The organism is Kitasatospora sp. NPDC018058, assembly GCF_044327205.1.
GTDB lineage: Bacteria > Actinomycetota > Actinomycetes > Streptomycetales > Streptomycetaceae > Kitasatospora.
This window is the reverse complement of the sequence record NZ_JBIRFA010000055.1, coordinates 24,992-44,621: the sequence shown is the minus strand read 5'-3', so window position 1 is coordinate 44,621 and position 19,630 is coordinate 24,992. Positions and strand designations below refer to the sequence as shown.

The following is a 19,630-nucleotide window of genomic DNA, read 5'->3' as shown; positions in this document are numbered from 1 at the left end:
GGCCTGTTCCTGGTGGCCCAGCTGGCCGAGCGGTGGGGGACCAGGTACACGGCCCGCGGCAAGGTCATCTGGTCCGAGCAACCGCTGACCGCACCCGAGTTCCAGTTCGAGGCGATGCTGCTGTAGGCCTGTGTGGTGGAGGTGCTCCTGGACTCTGGTGTAGTCGCCGAGCCGGGCACAGGATCGGCGGCGGCCCTCGGCGGCCCACCGAGTGGATTCACCTCGCGATCTGCCATCGATGACAGCAGATCGCGGCGCGCTGTCAGGCAGCCCGCTAGTCATCAGCTCTGGCTGCAAGCACGGCTGCTGCGCTGACCTGCCGGTGGCCCTCCTCACCCCGGAACCAGATCCACGCCTGACGTCCGCGCGGGAACTCCCTGCTCACGTAGGCGAACTCCATGACGGCGACGGCATCGGACATCCGCCAGCTCCGCATGGGACCTGACGCTTCGGCGACCTCGCTGAGGTTGTCCAGTTGCCGGGCGATAGCAAGGCCGCGGCCGCCGCTCGGCCACGGATCCCAGGCCGAGACCTCGTCCATGACGGCGTGGGACTCGATCCGGTGGATCATGGATGTCTCCAGGCGGCCGGGGCGGTGTAGGGCCCGTTGAACTGGGCAGGCGCGGTGGATGATGAAGGAGGCTATAGATCATGTTGCTCCTGGTTCTGGTCCTGCTGCTGGCTCTCGTACTCGCGGGTGCAGGGTTCGCGGTCCATGTGCTGTGGTGGGTCGCCCTCGCCGTACTGGCGCTGTGGATCCTGGGCTTTGCTCTGCACGGGGCCGACGGCCGTTGGTATCGCTGGTGACGAGCGGCTGTGAGGCGGTACTCATGGCACGAAATGCAAGGCGGAGAACGCCACCGAAGCGCTGAAGGGGAAGGCGAAGGAGACCACCGGCCAGGCCGTCGGTGACCGACGGATCACCGCCGGAGGGAAGACCCAGCAGACCAAGGCCGACGCCGAGCAGACGATGGAGAAGATCAAGGATGCCGCAAAGGCATTGACACCGAGCAGCGCGGCCCGGCTCATCCGAGCGCCCGTCAGGGGTACTCGGGACGGGCCGCGCCGACTTCCACCGGACCACCGACGGTGGTCCCTGTTTCCCGGAGGTGTCCCATGAGCATGGTGACACAGTCGATCGACGTCGAGGTGCCGCTGCACACGGCGTACAACCAGTGGACCCAGCTCGAGGAGTTCCCGCAGTTCATGGAAGGCGTGGAGGAGGTCCGTCAGATCGACGACCGCCACAACCACTGGAAGACGAGCATCGCCGGTGTGGAGCGCGAGTTCGACACCGAGATCGTCGACCAGCTGCCCGACGAGCGGGTGGCATGGCGCACCGTGTCCGGTGAGGTCACGCAGATGGGCGTGGTGACGTTCCAGCGCCTGGACGCGGATCACACGCGGGTCAAGGTGGCCATGGACTTCGAGCCGGAGGGGCTGGCGGAAAGGAGTGCGGACGCGCTCGGCGTGCTCGATCGGCGGGTGAAGGGCGATCTGAAGCGCTTCAAGGGGTTCATCGAGGAACGTGGCCTCGAGAGCGGCGGATGGCGCGGCCGGATCTCTCCGCGATGAGCGGTGGATCACGGGCAGTCGGCCCGATAACCCTTCCCCTGGGGACGATGATGGCCGTGCACCGCGGGGGCGGAGGCTGTGCAGTTGGCGTGGATCCGGCCCTCTCCTTCGTGGCCGTCGGCTGAAGGAGGTGTCCCGGAGGGCTTGGCAGCCCGACCGGGACATCTCGTTGCTGCACCGGGGCGTTCGCCGCACTGTTCTTTCCTGCCCCTGGCGCCGTTGCTGATGGCATGGTGATCGCCTCGGCCTCACTGGCCCGCGGCAACGGCATCACGCCCAGCCCGTCCCGCGGATCCTCGCGACGCTGATCGGAGGCCTGCTGCTGTTCTGGTGGCTTCCGCGCCTCCTGCTCGGCGGGCGGGTACCGTGGCGGCCCGCTGCCGGGCCCGGCCTCCACCATGGCCGCGCTGGTCGGCCTGCGGTTCTTCTCCCGGCTGGTCTTCGCGCCGCTGCCGGGGCCCCTGGGCAACCTCGCCCCCTCCGGGCCACCAGTGTCATGCGATTGGCCCAGTTGTCCTGGGGCGCATGAGCCACACCCGGGTGGGCATCCGCGAACAGGGGAGCCGACGAAGACGAAAGGGAGCGGTCATATGGGCCTCGGCCAACTGTGCCGGGCGGCGACCGAGCAGCACGTCCACAGCTTCCTGAAGTCCCGGCCGCCGACGGCACTGTCGATCCTCGGCTGCCTCCGCCTCAACCAGCTGCGGGCACTGCGCCAGGGCGTGACGGGCCGGCAACCGTTGCGGCTCCGGCCGACCTGGCGGCGACCGCCGCTGCCCTCCCGCCACCTCGCCGGCGTCATCGCCGCAACCGCCGTGCTCGCCGCCCCGTACGGAGAGGAGTTCCTCCGCCGCCTTATCGCCCGCCGCCACGGGTGTGACGGCGAATTGCTTGCCCACGGACAGGCAGACGCACGGCACCGCGTTCGTACCGAAATCCGCCAGACTTCACGAGAGGACGGGGCCATGAGCACCCGAAAGAAGAACCACACCCCGCAACCTGACGAAAGCACCCCGCCGCCTGACGAAAAGACTCGGGAGCGGTCCGCAGAGGAGCGCCACATCGTCGCCCCCACACCGAAGGACGTCCGGGCCAAGGCCGAGAACGACGAGACCCCCGAGCCGCCGCCAGCCGACACCAAGGCACCGTGACCGCTAGCCGGACGGCAGCCTTCCCACCAATCGCGAACCGCTGCCCTGGCCGATGTCGGTCAGGGCAGCAATGGGGCGCCGCCGGTGGCATTTGAGGATTCTCCGACTTCACCATCGGCTGGGACCGGCTCACCGCCACCTGCACGCGGTGGCACGAGCAGCCGCTGGATCGGCCCACCACTCCGTGCGAGCCCGCAAAACACGACAGCAAACTCAGGGACGCACATCACGGGCTTTCGTCCCGGGTACCGGCGACCGGACTCAGCTGCTGAGCAGCCGGTTGAAGAAGGAGCGATACTGCTGGAGTGCCAGCCGCAGGTCCTCGGTCTGCACCTCGCCCCCGCGGTTCCACTGCTGCTCCAGGCCTCGCTTGTGGTCCGAGAAGGAGGCAGCCAGGTGCTGCATCAAATCGGCGACCAGTGCGTCCGCCGAGCGCACCGCTTCCTGGGGATCATCGACGAACTGGCTCTGGATCTCCTGCCAGCGGGACCTGAACTCATCCTCGTCCTCCGGGGCGAACAGCGGCTCCTCACCAGCGTCGCGCGTGCTCTCGCTCGGCTGTTCCGCGGTCTCCCGTTTCCGGGGGGTTCCGACCTCGTCGGCGGTCTCCCGGCCCTCGGGCTCCCCGTCCTCCGCCGGTCCGGCCTCCTCCTCCCTTGTCCCGGCACGCTCATCTGCGAGTCCACCAGTGGCCTCGCCCGGGTAAACCGGCCTGTCCTCCGCCGTTTCCGTCTCCTGCAGGTCGTGGCCCACGGGTTCCTTCTCCGTCTCGGAGGAACGGGCCAGATCCTCGGTGGTCAGGCGCTCTTCGTCATTCCGGGTGCTGCTTTGGTGCTTCATCTGCTTGATTCGCTTTCATCGTATTGGTGACCACTACCGCTTTACGCGTTCCGGACGCCGTCTCACCTCCGGCCGCTGGCCGACCCGCGATGACCATCACCGAGCAAATCGTCGAAGAGCTCGCGATAGTGCACCATCGCGCCGCGGAGCTCCTCGGTGGTCGCGTCGTGGTCACGCATGTGCTCGTTCACCGCGTGGGCGGCCCGGAAGTGCTCCAGCGTGCGCCCATGCTCCACGGACAGGTCCCGGACCTTCTGCTCGTAGCCCTCCGTCGGGTATCCGCGCTCATGCATGAGCACGGTGACGAGCCGGTCGGCCTGCTGCACCGCCTCGCCTGGCCGGTCCACGAACTGCCGCTGGACCTGTGTCCAGTCCTCGGCATACCGGTCCCGCATCGCGTCCGGAAGCGGCTTGATGTCAAGTCGGTCGTGGCGCTGCTCGCGGGCATGCAGCTCCCGCTCTGCGGCGACCCTGCTCTTTGAGCGCTGGACGGTCCGGTCGTATTCAGGTCCGAAGCGTTCCTGGAGCCGGCGGCGCTGGATGAGGTACCACGTTGCAACGGCCAACAGAATGAGAACAACCGCGATGGGAACGACAATCGCAATAAGCGTTCCTGTGGACATCGGGTCCTCCCTGAGATTTTGATGGCCAGCGGCTGCCCGGAATCGGCGACTCAAAACTCGGTCGCGGGATCAGGACTGCCCGCTCTGCCGTTGAGGCGTCCGGCGGTCCTGACTACGAACAGGTCGCCCCGCCCACGGTCGAAGAGTATTTCCGCGGCCAGGCGGCACGTCGGCGGTCATCGCGTACCCCGGGTACCGCAGGCGAGCGGGATCGCTCCCGAGGTCCGGCAAGGTGGTCCGGCGCACGTCACCAGGGGAACGTACCGAGCCTGGCGCGGCGGTGGCGAGGGTGCCCGGCCGGGCGTGGCGCTGCCCGGAGCCGGCCGGCCCCACAAGGCGTGGGACCGAGCGCTTCCGCGACTGCCGGCCGTTCACCCGGTCGGGCGATCCCACCCGGGCCTCGGCCGCGCGCGTGCGTAGGCTCGAGGAACGAACGGCAGCCGACTTTCCCCACCGCCCGGAGGCGGTGGCCGAGCCCGCCGCGCCGGGCCGCAGAGGGGAGCTGGTCATGTACGAGATGCACGCCGAGCCCGTGTTCGACAACCCGGCGCCTGTCCTGCGCTGGCACGCGGTCCGCAGCGGTGGCACGCTGGTCGCGGTCTGCGGGTACCGCCCGCTGCCCCTCGATCCGACCCTGCTGGGCGGTCGCGAAGCCGTACCGGAGCACTACTGCGCCCCCTGCCTGGACATCGTCGCCCAGGCCATGGTGTGTGCGGGTGCCGCGTAGCGGCTGCGCCGACCCAGCCGCCGGAGGTTCAGTCGTCGAAGGGAGGGACCGCCCGCCCCAGCTGGTCGTCGATCTGGCCGGTGTCACCTTCTGCGACTCCTCCGGACTGAACACCTTTCTCCAGACCCTCCAGGACACCACACTGGCCGGCACCCGACTCGTCCTGGCAGCCCTCTCGCCGCAGATCCGCCGACTACTGGAGATCACCAGCACGGACGAGCTGTTCACCATCCGTGACAGCGTCCACGCGGCCCTCCACACCGACCGCCCGCATCCGCCGGAAGTCGTCATCGTCCACGCCACCGGCGAGCCGGCCGTCGAGCTACGTGACCCCCTCGACGCTCGCGCCTTTCCACCGGGTGGGGCACCGGCCTGCAGTCGTTCGGCAAGTCTGTCCGGGTCGAGTGCCCGCAGCAGGAAGTCGACCTGCTCACCCTCTACAAGGATGTCGCCTCCGAGTTCTGCGAGATGGTCACCGTCCCCGCCCAGCTGCCCAACGTCCTCGACCGGGCCATGCGGATCGCCGCGACACGCCGCACGGTCACCGCTGTGATCATCCCCGCCGACGTGCAGGGACTCGACTACGAACCGCCGGCGCACGCGTTCAAGCAGGTTCCCTCCAGTCTCGGCATCCCGCACTACGCCCCAGTCCCCACCGACGAGGACCTGGCGAAGACGGCGGAGATCCTCAACGCGGGCGAGAAGGTGGCGATGCTGATCGGGCAGGGCGCCCGGCACGCCCGCCCCGAGGTCGAGCAAGTCGCCGACCTGCTCGGCGCCGGGGTGGCGAAGGCACTGCTCGGCAAGGACGCGCCTCCTGGAGCGCAAGGCGGACGGCAGCTGGCGCAAGACGGTGGAGGACAACGCGGCGCGCTGGTGGGAGGTCATGCAGCGCCGCGCCGAGGTCACCGCGGACCCGGTCAACCCGGAGTACGTCGTCCACGCGCTGGACGCGCTGCTTCCCGAGAACGCGATCGTGGCCGCGGACTCCGGCTCGGCGGCCAACTGGTACGCCCGCCACCTGCGCTTCCGCGACGGCATGCGCGGCTCCCTCTCCGGCACCCTCGCGACCATGGGGCCAGGGGTGCCGTACGTGATCGGCGCGAAGTTCGCCCACCCGGACCGGCCGGCGATCGCGCTCGTCGGCGACGGCGCCATGCAGATGAACGGCCTCGCCGAACTGATCACCGCCGCCAAGTACTACCAGGAGTGGGCCGATCCGCGCATGGTCGTGGCGGTGCTGAACAACCACGACCTGAACCAGGTCACCTGGGAGATGCGCGCCATGCAGGGCGCACCGCAGTTCGAGCCCTCGCAGAGCCTGCCAGACGTGCGCTATGCCGACGTCGCCCGCACGTTCGGCTTGGGCGGGGTCAGGGTCGAGACGCCCGACCAGGTGGAGGCGGCGTGGCGTCAGGCGCTCGCCGCGGACCGGCCGTTCGTCATCGACTTCCGCACCGACCCCGCGGTGCCGCCCATCCCGCCCCACGCCACCTGGGACCAGATCAAGGCCGCCGCCTCCGCCGTTCTGCACGGCGACAGCGACCGGGCCTCCGTGGTCCAGCAGGGTGTGAAAGCCAAGATCCAGGATTTCCTGCCCGGCAGCGGACGGAGCTGACCGATGCCCGACCGTCGGAAGGGAAATCTCGCCGGTCAGGAGGTGAACCTCGCCGCACTGGAGCGCGCGCTGCGCGCGGAGGTGGACGGCGAGGTCCGGTTCGACGCGGGCAGCCGCAGCGCGTACGCGACCGACGGCTCGAACTACCGCCAGGTCCCGCTCGGCGTGGTCGTACCCCGCACGGTGGAGGCCGGAGCCGTCACGGTCGCCGTGTGCTCCCGGTTCGCCGCCCCGGTGCTCTCGCGCGGCGGGGGCACCAGCCTCGGCGGGCAGTGCACCAACACCGCGGTGGTCATCGACTGGACCAAGTACTGCAACCGGCTGGTCTCGGTCGACCCGCAGGCACGGACCTGCGTGGTCGAACCGGGCCTCGTCCTCGACGAGCTCAACCGCCGGCTCGCCCCGCACAGCCTCAAGTTCGGGCCGAAGCCCTCCACGCACAGCCACTGCGCGTTGGGCGGGATGATCGGCAACAACAGCTGCGGCGCCTCCGCCCAGGCCTACGGCAAGACCGCCGACAACGTCCGTCGCCTGGAGGTCCTCACCTACGAGGGCGCCCGGTTCTGGGCCGGTCCCATGAGCGAGGAGGAGTTCGCACGGATCGTCGCCGCCGGCGGGCCGCAGGCACGCCTGTACCAGGGGCTGCACGACCTCACCGCCCGCCACCTGGCGGAGATCCGCCGCGGCTACCCGAAGATCCCGCGCCGCGTCTCCGGCTACAACCTCGACGCCCTGCTGCCGGAGAACGGCTTCAACCTGGCCCGTGCCCTCGTCGGCAGCGAGGGCACCCTGGTAACCGTCCTGCACGCCGAACTGGAACTGGTCGACGTGCCCGCCGCCGAGGCGCTGCTCGTCCTCGGCTTCGACGACATCTACGCCGCCGCCGACGCCGTCCCGACCCTGCTCGAACACAGCAGCCCCACACAGCTGGAGGCGATCGACGGGCGCATGGCGCAGCTGATGCGCGAGGAGCACGCCTACCTGGACTCCCTGGAACGCCTGCCCGCGGGCGACAGCTGGCTGATGGTGCAGTTCACCGGCGACACGAAGGAGCAGGCGGACGCCCAGGCGTACGAGCTGCTGCGGGCGATCGGCCGGGACGAGGACGATGGGTCGGTGGCGCTGTCCGACGATCCCGCGCGCGAGCACGAGATGCTCAAGGCCCGCGAGGCGGGCCTGGGGGTGACCGCACGACCGCCGGACGGGTCCGAGACGTGGGAGGGCTGGGAGGACTCCGCGGTGGCCCCGGAGAAACTGGGAGCCTACCTGCGCGACCTGGAGCGGCTCTTCGACCGCTATGGCTACCAGCAGGCCTCCCTCTACGGACACTTCGGGCAGGGCTGCGTGCACACCCGGATCCCGTTCGCCCTGCGCGAGGGCAAGGGCATCGAGGCGTTCCGGGCGTTCCTGTTCGACGCTGCCGACCTGGTCGCCTCCTACGGCGGCTGGCTGTCGGGCGAGCACGGCGACGGGCAGGCCCGCGGCGAACTGCTGCCCCGCATGTTCACCCCCCAGCTTGTCGAGGCGATGGGCGAGGTCAAGGGCCTGTTCGACCCGGGCAACCGAATGAACCCGGGCAAGGTCATCCACCCCCACCGCGTCGACGACGACCTGCGCCTGGGCGCCACCTGGCGGCCCCAGCCCCAGCAGACGCACTTCGCCTTCGCCGACGACGACCACGACTTCGGCCAGGCGGTCCTGCGCTGCGTGGGCATCGGCAACTGTCGCACCCACCGGGGCGGAGTGATGTGTCCCTCCTACCGCGCCACTGGGGAGGAGGAACACTCCACCCGCGGCCGGGCCCGGCTGCTGTTCGAGATGCTCGGCGGTCACGACGACTCCCCGGTCACCGCCGGGTGGCGCTCCCCCGAGGTCCGCGACGCCCTTGACCTTTGCCTGTCCTGCAAGGGCTGCAAGTCCGACTGCCCGGTCGGCGTCGACATGGCCGCTTACAAGGCCGAATTCCTCGCCCACCACTACCAGGGCCGGCTGCGCCCGGCCGCCCACTACGCGATGGGCTGGCTTCCCCTGTGGGCACGACTGGCGCGCACCGCGCCGGGCCTGGCGAATGCCGCCCTACAGGCCCCCGGCCTGGGGCGTATCGGGAAGATGCTCGCCGGCGTCGACCCGCGCCGCACCGCACCGCTGTTCGCCGACCGGTCGTTCCAGCAGGACCGGCTCCGCTCGGGCCGGCCGCAGCCGGATCCACGCGATCCGCGCACCGTGCTGCTGTGGCCGGACACCTTCACCGACAACTTCCACCCGCACATCGCCGACGCCGCCGTCCGGGTACTGGAGGACGCCGGCTTCAAGGTCGCCGTGCCGGACGGGCCGGTGTGCTGCGGCCTGACCTGGATCTCCACCGGCCAGCTCGTCACCGCCCGCCGCGTCCTGAAACGCACCACCCGGATCCTGCGACCGTGGCTGGAAGCCGGCACGCCGATCATCGGCCTCGAACCCTCGTGCACCGCGGTCTTCCGAGACGACGCCCCCGACCTGCTCACCGGCGACCAGGACATCCGGCACCTGGCCGCGCAGACGCGTACCTTCGCCGAACACCTCGTTCACCACGCCCCGGACGGCTGGCATCCCCCGCAAGCCGGCCGGGCGGCGACCGTGCAAACACACTGCCATCAGCACGCCGTCCTCGGCACCGATGCGGACCGTGAACTGATGCGTCGTGCCGGCATCGCCGCGAACGTCCTCAACGAGGGCTGCTGCGGCCTGGCCGGGAACTTCGGCTTCGAACAAGGACACTACGACCTCTCCCAGGCCATCGCCGAACAGGGCGTCCTGCCCGCAGTGCGCGAAACCGCCCCCGACGCCCTCGTCCTGGCCGACGGCTTCAGCTGCCGTACCCAGATCGACCAGGCCGACACCGGACGGCAGGCCCTGCATCTGGCCGAAGCCCTCGCCCTGGCCCTGGACGGAGAGCTGCCCGGCGACCACCCCGAGCGGACGGTCCCCCGCCCGCAGCCTCATCCCGCAGCCGCCCGCCTGCTGAGCGCAGGCGTCGCCGCCGCCGCGGCCGGCCTGGCCGCGGGTGGACTGCTCGCGGCCCGCCAGCGCCGCCACACCCGGAGGGCGACACGATGAGATCCCTGCACAAGCGGCTGCACCGCGAGGCCCGCGCCTACAGCGGCGATGACGACCGCCCCCTCGCCTCCTACGCCGCTCTGATGGGCCTCTACGCCACCGCCACCGCCGGCGTCGCCGCTGCCGCCCGGGCCACCGGCCGTTCACTGCCCGATCCGACCCCGTGGGACGTCACGCTCACCGCGCTGGCCACGCACCAGCTGTCCCGCCTGATCGCCAAGGATCCGGTCACCAGCCCGCTGCGCGCACCGTTCACCCGTTTCGAAGGCACCACCGGGCCGGCCGAACTGGCGGAGGACGTGCGCGGCACCGGCGCTCGCAAAGCGGTCGGCGAGCTGGTGACCTGCCCGTTCTGCACCGGCCTGTGGGTCGCCACCGCCTGCACCGCCGGGTCGATCTTCGCGCCGCGCGCCACCAGACTCGTGACCGCCACACTCGCCGCCCTGGCGGCGGCCGACTTCCTGCAGTTCGCCCGCACGGCGGCCCAACACGCAGCCGACGACGCGTCATGACCACTGATACCGCCGCGACCGTCGAGGACCTGCGCGCAGGTCCTCGAATTCCCCACCGACGCCCCGGAGGCCGACGGCACACTCACCTGGGAATCGACCACCATGGTCCTGGTTCACGCCCGCAGTGGGGACACCGCCGGCCTGGGCTGGACCTACGGCGCTCCCGCCACCGCCCAGGTGATCACCGGTCAGCTGCGCGACCTCGTCGTCGGCCGTCCGGTCTTCGACGTCCCGGCCACCAACGAGGCGATGAGCCGCGCCGTGCGCAACACCGGCCGCCCCGGGCTGGTCGCCGGCGCCATCTCCGCCGTCGACATCGCCCTGTGGGACCTCAAGGCCCGCCTCCTCGGCATGCCGCTGGTCGACCTGCTCGGCGCCGCCCGGCGCGAGGTGCCCGTCTACGGCAGCGGCGGTTTCACCACCTACGACCACCGCCAGCTGGCCGACCAGCTGCGGAGCTGGGCCGGGCAGGGCTTCACCCGGTTCAAGATCAAGATCGGTGAGGGGTGGGGCACCCGGGAACGGCGGGACCTGGAGCGTACCGAGCAGGCCCGACAGCTGATCGGCGACGCCGCCGATCTCTACGTGGACGCCAACGGCGCCTACACCCGCAAGCAGGCCGTCCGCCTCGCGCACTCGCTCACCGGGTGGGGGGTGAGCTGGTTCGAGGAGCCCGTCTCCTCCGACGACCTGACCGGTATCACCCTCGTCCGCGACGCGGTCACCGCCGACGTCGCGGCTGGCGAGTACGGCTACGACCTGCCCTACTTCGCCCGCATGGCCCCGGTCGTGGACTGTCTACAGGCCGACGCCACCCGCTGCGGCAGCATCACCGTGTGGCTGCGCGCCGCCGCCCTCGCCCAGGCCCACAATCTCCAGCTGTCGGGGCACTGCGCCCCGCACGTCCACGCCCATGCCGCCGCTGCGGTGCCGAACCTGCGTCACCTGGAATGGTTCCACGACCACGTCCGCATCGAGCACCTGCTCTTCGACGGCGCCCTCAGCCCGGACGGAGGCATCCTGCACCCAGGGCAGGAAGGCCGGCCCGGCCTCGGGCTGAGCGTGCGCAGCACGGTTGCCGAGCGATTCCGTGCTCCGGACTGACGCGGACTGGCGTGCTCTGGAGCGGTCTCGCTCAGTACGGCATCGGACGGCCCGAGGGGGTCCGCAGGTCGAGCGGAGGCCGCAGGCGCTGCGGGGCGGGACGCTTGACCACCCTGATCCCGGTCATCTCCGTCACCTCCTTGACCACCCGGCGTGTGCCCACCCGGGACCGATTCCATTCCTGCCACCGACCATCCGCCGCCTTCAAGGGAGATGAGCCGTTGACCGCCCCCACCGCAGGCCCGCCCGCTCCCCATGTCCTGCGCGACTACGCGCTGCTCGCCGACGGCCAGCGCGGAGCACTGGTGGGGCCGCGGGGCGACATCGCGTGGATGTGCGTACCCGGCTGGAACAGCGACGCCGTCTTCGCCGCCCTGATCGGCGGTGACGGCTGGTACAGCGTCACCCCCGCTCAGTCGTACGTGTGGGGCGGCTACTACGAACCGGGCAGCCTGATCTGGCGCAGCCGGTTGACCACCACCGGCGGCATCGTCGAGTGCCGCGAGGCCCTCGCCTACCCCGGGGACGCACACCGGGCGGTGGTGCTGCGCAGGATCATGGCCGTCGACGGCGACGCCGACCTCGACGTGCGGCTGAACCCCGCCGCGGGCTTCGGCGCGCACCCGCTGCGGAAGATCAGGCGCGACGAGGCCGGTGACTGGACGGCGCGGGCCGGCGATCTGCACGTGCGCCTGCGGGGTTGCCCTGACGCCCGGGCCGACGGCTCGCTGCTGCGCAGCGGTGTGCGCGTGGAGGCCGGCAGGTCCCACGACCTGGTGCTGGAGGTCTCCGACCGGCCGCTACCGAGCCCCGAGCCGGCCGGAGCGCTGTGGCGGTCCACCGAGGCCGAGTGGGCCGCGCGCGTCCCCGGCCTGCACGGCGTGCTGGGGCAGCGGGACGCCCGGCACGCCTACGCGGTCCTCACGGGCCTGACCGGCCCTGGCGGCGGGACGGTCGCCGCGGCCACCACCAGCCTGCCGGAGCGGGCGGAGCAGGGCCGCAACTACGACTACCGGTACGTGTGGATCCGCGATCAGGCCTACATCGGCCAGGCCGCCGCCGCGAACGGCCTGCGCCCGCTGCTCGCGGACTCGCTGCGGTTCGTCACCGCCCGCCTCCTCGACCACGGCCCCGGCCTCGCCCCCGCCTACACCACCGCGGGCGGCCCGGTTCCCGACTCGCGAAGGCTGGACCTGCCCGGCTACCCGGGCGGCTTCGACGTGGTCGGCAATCGAGTCAACCGCCAGTTCCAGCTCGACGTGTTCGGCGAGAGCCTGCTGCTGCTCGCCGCGGCCGCCCGCCACGACCTACTGGATGTCGACGGGTGGCGCGCCGCCCAGATCGCCGCCGACGCCATCACCACCCGCCATGGCGGTGAGGACGCCGGGATCTGGGAACTCAATCCGGACCGGTGGGCGCACAGCCGGTTGACCTGCGCGGCCGGACTGCGCGCCATCGCCACCGCCCACCCCGCGACCGGCCGGGGCCTCTCGGCCCGCTGGGAGGCCCTCGCCGACCACCTCATCGCCGACACCGCCGCCGACTGCCTGCACCCCAGCGGCCGCTGGCAACGCTCGCCCACCGATCCGGGAGTGGACGCCGCACTACTGCTGCCCGCCGTGCGCGGCGCCCTGCCCGCAGACGACCCGCGCACCCGCGCCACCCTGGACGCCGTCCTGGCCGACCTCGCCCAGGACCACTATTGCTACCGCTTCCGCCACGACCGCCGCCCGCTGCAGGATGCCGAAGGCGCGTTCCTGCTGTGCGGATTCCTGGTCGCCCTCGCCCACCACCAGCAGGGCAACCAAGCCGAGGCGGTGCGCTGGTTCGAACGCAACCGCGCCGCCTGCGGACCGCCGGGCCTGTACGCCGAGGAGTTCGACGTCGCCCAGCGCCAGCTGCGCGGCAACCTGCCCCAGGCCTTCGTCCATGCCCTTCTTCTGGAAGCCGCCACCACGCTGGCCCGCACCCGGTGACCAAGGCGCCGCACTACCGCCCGGCCGTGTCGCCCGGTGGCAGACCACCAGGGTGGCATGACACCACGACGACCGCGGCGCAGCCGTAGCCGCTCCCGAGACGACCGGCTCGATGCAGCCGGGCGGGAACTGGAGGAGCGGCGCCGTGCCGCCATCTCGGTGAGTGCGGCCGAGGTCTCCCCACCCGTGCCGCCGCGGCGAATGACCTGCTGCCAGGTGCGCAGTGAGCGCACTGTCCGTGCCGACGGCACCGTGATCATCGTGCACCGCCACTCGCCGACTTGCCCGCAGTGGGGCGGGGCCCGCGTCTGACGACCTGGCGGTCCGTACCGACACCGTCGTGCCGCGCGTCGTCCGGCTCCTCGCCCTGACCCACACCTGTCGTCTGCTGTCCGGCGATGTCTGAGGGCGCCGGCACCACCTGATGCCATCGGCCAGCGGCACCCACCCGGACTTTCCGCGAGCTGTGGGCGGCCGCCGAGCTAGAGCCGTACCTGGGTCCGTCTACGAACCAGGGCGCGGCAGGCCTGGCCGGATGGATGAGGCGTTGCGGACGGCAGGTGTGTGTCAGGGCAAGGCGGCGCTGTCGGCGTCCAGGAGCGCGAGGAGTGTGTCCCGGTGAAGGCCGGCGATGCCTTCGAGGAGGTCGGGATGGCGCAGCAGGGCGGCGGCTTCGCTGTCGCGGGGGCCGGGAACGGTCAGGCGGCGAAGGCCGCTGGCCTCGTCGCGGTGCTCGGTGCGCTCGAGCGCCTGGCGGGCGAGACCGCTCAGGGCGGGGTCGGCCAGGAGGCATGCCGCCCAGCTGACCACGGTCTCGTCGACCCAGGTACGCCACGCCATGCCGTCGTCGTCACCGAGGTCGGCCGCGGTGAGCCAGTCGAGCCGGCCGGTGCCGCCCGGGCCCAGGAGGTGGAGCAGCTGCACGTCCAGGGCGGTGGGGTGGCGCAGGTGGGCGGCGAGGGTGGCGGCCTGGCGGGCCTGGGCTTCGGCCAGGGCATAGTTGAGTGCGCCCGGGGATGGCGGGTAGGCGGCCAGGAGCCAGCGGGTGCAGGCGGCTATGACGGGTGTCAGATCGGCGGGCACGGCGGTCGGTCCCTCGGAAGCGTGCTCGCCTGCCCGGTGATCGGGGCGCGAGCTGATAGGCGGGGGCGACACTGCCACCGCTTCGTGGACGACCAGTGTAGGCCGCGCCTGGCAGGGATCGGCATGACCGGCGTCACGCCCGGCCCGTGCGGGCGGGGCCAGCCTCCGATCGGGCCGCGCGCTCTGTGGCCGAGCAGTACCAGGCAGACCGCGGTCCTGCCTGGTACTGCTCGGCGAGGAGGTTCAGGACTTGCCGCGGCCGGTGACGAAGTCGCGGGCCCGGTCGACTAGACCGACGCCCGGAGCGAGGAGCTTACTGGCCGTCGGAGTGGTGGGCGCGGAGGGGTGCGGGCGGGTGGGGGCCATGGACTTGGCGCGGCGGATCTTGTCGCCGAGGTCGTCCAGCTGCTGCGGGGTGCAGGTGCGGCGCAGCATGGGGAAGAGGTTGTTCTCCTCGTCCTGAACGTGGGCGGCTACCTCGTCCATGAGCTGCTGCAGCAGCGGGCTCATCTGCGCAGTGTCGGTGTCCGTCTTCTCCAGTTGCTTGAGGATCTTCTCGATCCGGCCGTGGTCGGCGATCTCCTTGTCCGCGAGCCGGTCACCACCCTGGATGTGCTCGCGAACCGCCGGGTACAGGTACTGCTCCTCGGCGACCGAATGCCTCACCAGCTCGATGGTGACCTCGTCCACCATGTCACGCAGCTGCTGGCCACCTGCGGTCATCGCCTGGATACGGGCGAACATCTCCTCCACCTCGCGGTGGTCGGTCATCAGCTCGTCGATCACGTTCCGGCCCTGGCCCATCGCACATCCGCCTCTCGTCCTGCCGGGTCGGGTCCATCCCGCCCAGCCCAGAGATATCCCTGCCTGGCGCACGGCGCCTGCCGAGCCCGCTGCGGCCTCGCCCGATCGGCCCTGCCGCGCACGGCACAGCGGCAGGCTGTGAGTGGGAGCCCGGTGCGCGCCGGCTTCGGCGGGCACGCAGCGTCCGGCCCGGGCCGGGATCCACGGGGTCGGCGGTCCCGGGCTGCGGGCCCGGCAGGACCCACCTAGGCTCCGAGCCGGGCGGCCGTGCCGGTTTGGCCTTTTCGCCCGGCGGGCAGCCGCCCTCTCAGACCCGGACGCGGTGCGGTTCCCTCACCGAGGCGCTGCGGCACGGCAAACCGGTGGCCACGCTCGGCTCCGGCGCTGCCCTGATGCGGGCCGCCGGCGCTGGCAAGCATGACCGGCTCGCCGGGGCAACCGTCTGCGGCCCGGACCAGCAGCGCATGCGTCGTTATGGGAGGGCTTCGCCCGGTGCGGCGCTGCGCGCCGGGCGGCCGCTGGAAGAGCGGCGAACTTCGGAAAGGAGCGGGATCCGGTGACCGAGTACGGCTACTTCCTGTCGTGTGAGGAGTTCACTCCGGCCGAGCTGATCGACCAGGCCCGGCGGGCGCAGCAGGCCGGGTTCACCCGGCTCGCGATCTCGGACCACTTCCACCCGTGGAACGACGCGCAGGGAAACAGCGCGTTCGTGTGGTCGGTGATCGGCGCGCTGTCGCAGGCCGTCGGCCTGCCGGTTACCACGCTGGTGACGTGTCCGACGGTGCGGCTGCACCCTGCGGTCACCGCGCAGGCCGCCGCGACCTCCAGCGTGCTGCTCGGCGGGCGGTTCACGCTCGGGGTCGGCACGGGTGAGGCGCTGAACGAGCACATCCACGGCGACCGGTGGCCGTCCTTCGAGGAACGCGCCGAGATGCTGGAGGAAGCAGTCGAGGTGATGCGCAAGTTGTTCAGCGGCGACCTGGTCAGCCATCGCGGACGGCACTACACCGTCGACAACGCCCGCCTCTACACCACACCCGATGGGCCCCTGCCGATCCTCGTCTCCGCCTTCGGCCCGAAGGCCGCCAGGCTGGCCGGGCGGATCGGGGACGGGTTCGTCACCATGACCCCTGACGCGGACCTGGTGGGCGCCTTCCGTCACGGCGGCGGGGAGGGCAAGAAGGTGGTGGGCGGGGTGAAGGTGTGCTGGAGCAGCAACCGGGAGAAGGCCGTCGACGTGGTGCACCGGCTGTGGCCGACCGAGCTGCTGCCCGGCGAGCTCGCCCAGATCCTTCCCACCCCGGCGCATTTCGAGCAGGCCAGCAAGCTGGTCACCCGCGACATGGTCGCCGACGCCGTGACGTGCGGCGACGACGCGGAGGAACACGTGGAGACGGTGCTCGCCTATGCGCGCGCGGGCTTCGACGAGGTGTACGTCGGACAGATCGGTCCCGATCAGGAGGCCTTCTTCGATGCCTACCGCGAGCTCGTGCTGCCCGCCCTCCAACGCTGACCGGGGTGCCGGACGTCCAGCACCGGGTGCTTCGCTGGCCCAGGTGGCGCCGAGACAGGGCAGGTGATGAGCCGGCGGTTCGTCGGCCCGTCGCCGGGCCGCTTCGGCTCCTGTGGGAGCCAAAGCGTTCGACTCGTTCGACACGTCGGGCGGTCACCGGTCCGAAGGGGAAGGCTCGTCCGGCGTGTCCTTTGGGGGCAGGTCAGCGGCCGCGATGCACTCGGCCTCCAGCTGGCGCAGCATGGCGGTGACGGATGCGGCCGGGATCACCAACTGGTCGTCCATCCGGTACACGGGCATCTGGAAGTGCTGGCCGTCCTCGTCCAAGGGATGGAAGTACTCGCCCAAGTTGATTCCTCCGGTTTCTTTTGCTGGTTCGGAGACCAGCAGGACCGCGTCGGCGACCACGAACAGGTCCGCCACCCCGACCAGGAAGTCCGCTGTGAAGGTGCGAGCCTTGACGACGGCTCCGAGCCTGGCCGAGAGGTGGCAGCCAACGCGCCCAGGGCCGCCCAGGCCGACCGGGGGCGGCTGTACGGAGGAGCTCCGGGCCCCGGCCATGTGTTTGTGCATCCCTCCCTCTTGGGTATTCGTGATCGTCCTATGGCCCGCGCGTGGCACCGTCAGTGTCCCAACAGGTGCCGGATCCGGCCGCTCCGTGGGGGCTGGGCCGGCGCGCCGACGGCGCGATCGCCTTGTTGGGCGGCCCGTTCCTCCGGCGGCGCCGCCTCGCCGGCCTTCGGTGCGGCGGGTCGTGCGGACACCGGCGGCGCGGTTCGGGCCTCACGGGAGACCGGCGGTCGCGCGCCCACGAGCCGGGCCTGCCGGGCCAGCGACACCAGGGCCACGCCCAGGCAGAAGATCAGCGCGAGTGCCACACCGGACAGGAAGACACCCAGGGTGTTGAGCGTCACCAGGTGGTTGCCCAGGATCGTCACCTGGTACTCGGGCCCGCCGGCGAGGTTGTCCGCGATCAGCAGCCCGACGAAGGCCCCGGATGCCGCCATCAGCAGGAGTCCTAGCAGCAACATGGTGGAGTCCTTTCCGTTCCGGTTCGGTCGCCCCCCGCCGTCTCGCGCGTACCCGGACCGCTCCAACCCCTAACGCTCTCCGCCGCCGGACCGCTCGTCCGGTCCGTGCAGCCGGTACACCGCGAACGCGCGGCCGATGACGGGCTGGGCCACGTTGCGCACGCCACGCCGCACGTGCTGAGGCCGCGCTCCGGACCGAAGTGCGCGTGGCCGTGCACGACCAGATCGGCCGACGGACTGGTCGCCGACCTCATGCAGCGGCTGGCCGAATCCGTCGCCGACCGCAAGCAGGGGCTCGAGACCGGTTGCGCGCCGTCCTGCTGTACACAGCGCCCTCGGACCTGCGGTCCGGTCTGGCACGGCCGCGGCTCGGCGGCCCGTACGCGTGTCAGCCCGATCCCTCTGGACCGTCGTCGTGCCAGCCGCAGGCCTCGCGGTCCTCCAGCTGTTCACGCAGCCGGGCCAGAATGGCGCTGAGCAGGCGGGAGACGTGCATCTGGGAGACGCCGATCCGCGCGGCAATTTCCGATTGCGTCCAGCCGTCCCAGAAGCGGAGCTTGAGCACGGTCTGTTCGCGCTCCGGCAGTCCCGCCAGCAGCGGGCGGACGGCGGTGCGGAAGACGGCCAGCTCAATGCCAGGATCGCAGCCGCCGAGGCGGTCGAGCATCGCGCTGCCGGTCTCGTCGGTGTTCTGGTCGCGCAGCGCGTCCAGCGAGTTGGGCCGGTAGACGCGGCCGGCGAGCAGTCCCTCGGTGGCCTGCTCGACGGTGAGGTGGAGGTCCTCGGCGATCTCCTCGGGGTGTGGGAGGCGCCCGAGTTCCTGCTCCAGCCGGTCGGAGCCGCGGGCTACCGTCAGGTAGAGCTCCTGTGTGCTGCGCGGGACGCGGACGGGCCACGAGGTGTCGCGGAAGAACCGCTTGATTTCGCCAGCGATGGTGGGGATGGCGTAGGTGACGAACTCGACGCCGCGGTCCGGGTCGTAGCCGTCCACGGCCTTGATCAGGCCGATCGTACCGACCTGGAGGATGTCCTCCAGGTCCTCGGCGCGGTGCCGGAACCGGGCCGCGATGAAGCGGACCAGCGGCATGTTGAGTTCGATGATCGTGCCGCGGACATAGCTGTAGGCGTAGGTCTCGCGGGCGAGGCCGGCCAGGCGCCCGAACAGCGCGTCGCTGAGTTCGCGTGCCTCGGCCTTGCCCATCGCCCGCAGTTCGGCCTCCGTGAGGCGCGGCGGGAGATCGGACGGGAGGCCGGAGGGTGGGCCGACCGTGTGCTCGGCACGGCCGGCGGTTTCGAGCGGGGTGGACACTTGCTTCTCCTGGGCTCGGGTGAACGCCCGGCGTCATCCGCCGGCTTCCTCCCCTGGGACCTGGTGCCCGGCTTCTTCAAGCGACGGTCCCGGTGGCACCCGATGGGTGCGGAAGCGGCCAGTCGAGAGCAGCCGCTTCATCGGGGGTTTTACCCGTCATTCGATACATGAATCACATTTCGGGTGATTTATGGGTTTTCGCCTGGTATGCGCGCCCGTGCGACGACCTCCGTGGGAGAAGGAGGGGAGAAGCCGTGGGGTCCAGCCCCAAGCGGGAGCGCCAGGACGAGCACATCAAGCAGGGAGAGCGATAAGCAGGCCAAGGAGGTCGCCACCCGGACGGTGAAGGAACGTGCCCGGTACGGCGAAGTCGAAGACCGTGGGCCACACGTCGATGAAGAACAGGGTGCCCCCTGGTCGGCGCGGCGGACAGCGCTCGTACAGGGGCGCCCAGGGATCGACCCGCGACAAGCCGTAGAACGAGGCCAAGCACCGCAATATTGAGGGCCGTTCGAAGATGAACAAGCGCGAGCTGGCGAATGTGCTCGGTCGCTGAGCGCGCTCTCCGCGCCTCCGATGAAGGTGCCACCATGACGACTCCGACACCCCCGACCCGGACACCGGGCCGATCCCGCATCCCAATCCCTCACCGCGGCCGGGCGAACCCA

General features: G+C 71.1%; 18 protein-coding genes and 4 pseudogenes. 13 read left to right on the top strand and 9 right to left on the bottom strand.

The window, feature by feature from the left end; all coding sequences use genetic code 11:
* Positions 1–274 precede the first annotated feature (274 nt).
* The gene (locus ACH4E7_RS40195) at positions 275–571 is read right to left on the bottom strand and encodes a hypothetical protein (protein ID WP_396254166.1); all 297 of its coding nucleotides are present in this window, start codon (positions 569–571) and stop codon (positions 275–277) included.
* 80 nt (positions 572–651) lie between these two features.
* On the opposite strand from ACH4E7_RS40195, the gene ACH4E7_RS40190 reads away from it, so the two are divergent.
* The 4 genes from ACH4E7_RS40190 to ACH4E7_RS40175 all read left to right on the top strand — a co-directional run bounded on the left by ACH4E7_RS40190 (position 652) and on the right by ACH4E7_RS40175 (position 2,726).
* Positions 652–807, top strand: a complete 156-nt coding sequence (locus ACH4E7_RS40190) for a hydrophobic protein (protein WP_396254165.1) — start codon at positions 652–654, stop codon at positions 805–807.
* A 61-nt stretch (positions 808–868) separates the two neighbouring features.
* On the top strand, positions 869–1,120 hold the full coding sequence (locus ACH4E7_RS40185; protein ID WP_396254168.1) for a hypothetical protein: 252 nt from the start codon (positions 869–871) through the stop codon (positions 1,118–1,120).
* Positions 1,117–1,575, top strand: a complete 459-nt coding sequence (locus tag ACH4E7_RS40180; protein ID WP_396254164.1) for an SRPBCC family protein — start codon at positions 1,117–1,119, stop codon at positions 1,573–1,575. Before ACH4E7_RS40185 ends, ACH4E7_RS40180 begins: the two co-directional genes overlap by 4 nt.
* A gap of 590 nt (positions 1,576–2,165) precedes the next feature.
* Positions 2,166–2,726 (top strand): hypothetical protein, encoded by a 561-nt coding sequence (locus ACH4E7_RS40175; protein ID WP_396254163.1) that lies wholly within the window; start codon positions 2,166–2,168, stop codon positions 2,724–2,726.
* Between the two features lie 261 nt (positions 2,727–2,987).
* Here the strand turns inward: ACH4E7_RS40175 and ACH4E7_RS40170 are convergent, their stop codons facing one another.
* The 3 genes and pseudogenes from ACH4E7_RS40170 to ACH4E7_RS40160 all read right to left on the bottom strand — a co-directional run.
* A complete protein-coding gene (locus ACH4E7_RS40170; RefSeq protein ID WP_396254162.1) occupies positions 2,988–3,566 on the bottom strand; it encodes a hypothetical protein in 579 nt (192 codons plus the stop codon).
* A gap of 62 nt (positions 3,567–3,628) precedes the next feature.
* Positions 3,629–4,189, bottom strand: a complete 561-nt coding sequence (locus ACH4E7_RS40165) for a hypothetical protein (RefSeq protein ID WP_396254161.1) — start codon at positions 4,187–4,189, stop codon at positions 3,629–3,631.
* A gap of 86 nt (positions 4,190–4,275) precedes the next feature.
* Positions 4,276–4,353 (bottom strand): annotated as a pseudogene (locus ACH4E7_RS40160) (carbonic anhydrase); the annotation flags it as partial.
* 344 nt (positions 4,354–4,697) lie between these two features.
* Here ACH4E7_RS40160 and ACH4E7_RS40155 point away from each other — a divergent pair.
* From ACH4E7_RS40155 to ACH4E7_RS40125, 7 genes and pseudogenes are all read left to right on the top strand, one after another.
* Positions 4,698–4,916, top strand: a complete 219-nt coding sequence (locus ACH4E7_RS40155; protein ID WP_396254160.1) for a hypothetical protein — start codon at positions 4,698–4,700, stop codon at positions 4,914–4,916.
* Positions 4,900–5,157 (top strand): annotated as a pseudogene (locus ACH4E7_RS40150) (STAS domain-containing protein); the annotation flags it as partial. The gene ACH4E7_RS40155 and the pseudogene ACH4E7_RS40150, both read left to right, overlap by 17 nt.
* Before the next feature lie 170 nt (positions 5,158–5,327).
* Positions 5,328–6,534, top strand: a pseudogene (locus tag ACH4E7_RS40145) (thiamine pyrophosphate-dependent enzyme); the annotation flags it as partial.
* Positions 6,535–6,537: 3 nt separating this feature from the next.
* The gene (locus ACH4E7_RS40140) at positions 6,538–9,630 is read left to right on the top strand and encodes an FAD-binding and (Fe-S)-binding domain-containing protein (RefSeq protein ID WP_396254159.1); all 3,093 of its coding nucleotides are present in this window, start codon (positions 6,538–6,540) and stop codon (positions 9,628–9,630) included.
* A complete protein-coding gene (locus ACH4E7_RS40135) occupies positions 9,627–10,142 on the top strand; it encodes a DUF1360 domain-containing protein (protein ID WP_396254158.1) in 516 nt (171 codons plus the stop codon). The genes ACH4E7_RS40140 and ACH4E7_RS40135 overlap by 4 nt, the downstream gene beginning before the upstream one ends.
* A gap of 6 nt (positions 10,143–10,148) precedes the next feature.
* The gene (locus tag ACH4E7_RS40130) at positions 10,149–11,246 is read left to right on the top strand and encodes an enolase C-terminal domain-like protein (RefSeq protein WP_396254167.1); all 1,098 of its coding nucleotides are present in this window, start codon (positions 10,149–10,151) and stop codon (positions 11,244–11,246) included.
* A 221-nt stretch (positions 11,247–11,467) separates the two neighbouring features.
* Entirely contained in the window at positions 11,468–13,222 is a 1,755-nt protein-coding gene (locus tag ACH4E7_RS40125) for a glycoside hydrolase family 15 protein (RefSeq protein ID WP_396254157.1), read from the top strand.
* Positions 13,223–13,789: 567 nt separating this feature from the next.
* Here ACH4E7_RS40125 and ACH4E7_RS40120 read toward each other — a convergent pair.
* The gene (locus ACH4E7_RS40120) at positions 13,790–14,305 is read right to left on the bottom strand and encodes a hypothetical protein (RefSeq protein ID WP_396254156.1); all 516 of its coding nucleotides are present in this window, start codon (positions 14,303–14,305) and stop codon (positions 13,790–13,792) included.
* A gap of 243 nt (positions 14,306–14,548) precedes the next feature.
* Positions 14,549–15,109: a hemerythrin domain-containing protein gene (locus ACH4E7_RS40115; RefSeq protein WP_396254155.1), complete on the bottom strand. Its 561-nt coding sequence runs from the start codon at positions 15,107–15,109 to the stop codon at positions 14,549–14,551.
* A 556-nt stretch (positions 15,110–15,665) separates the two neighbouring features.
* On the opposite strand from ACH4E7_RS40115, the gene ACH4E7_RS40110 reads away from it, so the two are divergent.
* Positions 15,666–16,622: a TIGR03557 family F420-dependent LLM class oxidoreductase gene (locus tag ACH4E7_RS40110; RefSeq protein ID WP_396254154.1), complete on the top strand. Its 957-nt coding sequence runs from the start codon at positions 15,666–15,668 to the stop codon at positions 16,620–16,622.
* Positions 16,623–16,775: 153 nt separating this feature from the next.
* Here the strand turns inward: ACH4E7_RS40110 and ACH4E7_RS40105 are convergent, their stop codons facing one another.
* From ACH4E7_RS40105 to ACH4E7_RS40095, 3 genes are all read right to left on the bottom strand, one after another.
* Complete coding sequence (locus tag ACH4E7_RS40105; RefSeq protein ID WP_396254153.1) at positions 16,776–17,045, bottom strand: hypothetical protein; 270 nt, start codon at positions 17,043–17,045, stop codon at positions 16,776–16,778.
* A 200-nt stretch (positions 17,046–17,245) separates the two neighbouring features.
* Positions 17,246–17,653, bottom strand: coding sequence for a hypothetical protein (locus tag ACH4E7_RS40100; protein WP_396254152.1), 408 nt, complete (start codon positions 17,651–17,653; stop codon positions 17,246–17,248).
* A 388-nt stretch (positions 17,654–18,041) separates the two neighbouring features.
* Positions 18,042–18,962 carry a SigB/SigF/SigG family RNA polymerase sigma factor gene (locus tag ACH4E7_RS40095; protein WP_396254151.1) on the bottom strand — a complete coding sequence of 307 codons (921 nt, stop codon included), beginning with the start codon at positions 18,960–18,962 and terminating at the stop codon, positions 18,042–18,044.
* 254 nt (positions 18,963–19,216) lie between these two features.
* On the opposite strand from ACH4E7_RS40095, the pseudogene ACH4E7_RS40090 reads away from it, so the two are divergent.
* Positions 19,217–19,518, top strand: a pseudogene (locus ACH4E7_RS40090) (plasmid stabilization protein).
* Positions 19,519–19,630: the final 112 nt, after the last annotated feature.

Bases quoted from the DNA above. Each gene is read 5' to 3' on its own strand.
- ACH4E7_RS40135 (WP_396254158.1), top strand. From the start codon at position 9,627: ATGAGATCCCTGCACAAGCGGCTGCACCGCGAGGCCCGCGCCTACAGC.
- ACH4E7_RS40170 (WP_396254162.1), bottom strand. From the start codon at position 3,566: ATGAAGCACCAAAGCAGCACCCGGAATGACGAAGAGCGCCTGACCACC.
- ACH4E7_RS40140 (WP_396254159.1), top strand. From the start codon at position 6,538: ATGCCCGACCGTCGGAAGGGAAATCTCGCCGGTCAGGAGGTGAACCTC.
- ACH4E7_RS40115 (WP_396254155.1), bottom strand. From the start codon at position 15,109: ATGGGCCAGGGCCGGAACGTGATCGACGAGCTGATGACCGACCACCGC.
- ACH4E7_RS40100 (WP_396254152.1), bottom strand. From the start codon at position 17,653: ATGTTGCTGCTAGGACTCCTGCTGATGGCGGCATCCGGGGCCTTCGTC.
- ACH4E7_RS40195 (WP_396254166.1), bottom strand. From the start codon at position 571: ATGATCCACCGGATCGAGTCCCACGCCGTCATGGACGAGGTCTCGGCC.
- ACH4E7_RS40175 (WP_396254163.1), top strand. From the start codon at position 2,166: ATGGGCCTCGGCCAACTGTGCCGGGCGGCGACCGAGCAGCACGTCCAC.
- ACH4E7_RS40155 (WP_396254160.1), top strand. From the start codon at position 4,698: ATGTACGAGATGCACGCCGAGCCCGTGTTCGACAACCCGGCGCCTGTC.
- ACH4E7_RS40165 (WP_396254161.1), bottom strand. From the start codon at position 4,189: ATGTCCACAGGAACGCTTATTGCGATTGTCGTTCCCATCGCGGTTGTT.
- ACH4E7_RS40190 (WP_396254165.1), top strand. From the start codon at position 652: ATGTTGCTCCTGGTTCTGGTCCTGCTGCTGGCTCTCGTACTCGCGGGT.
- ACH4E7_RS40180 (WP_396254164.1), top strand. From the start codon at position 1,117: ATGAGCATGGTGACACAGTCGATCGACGTCGAGGTGCCGCTGCACACG.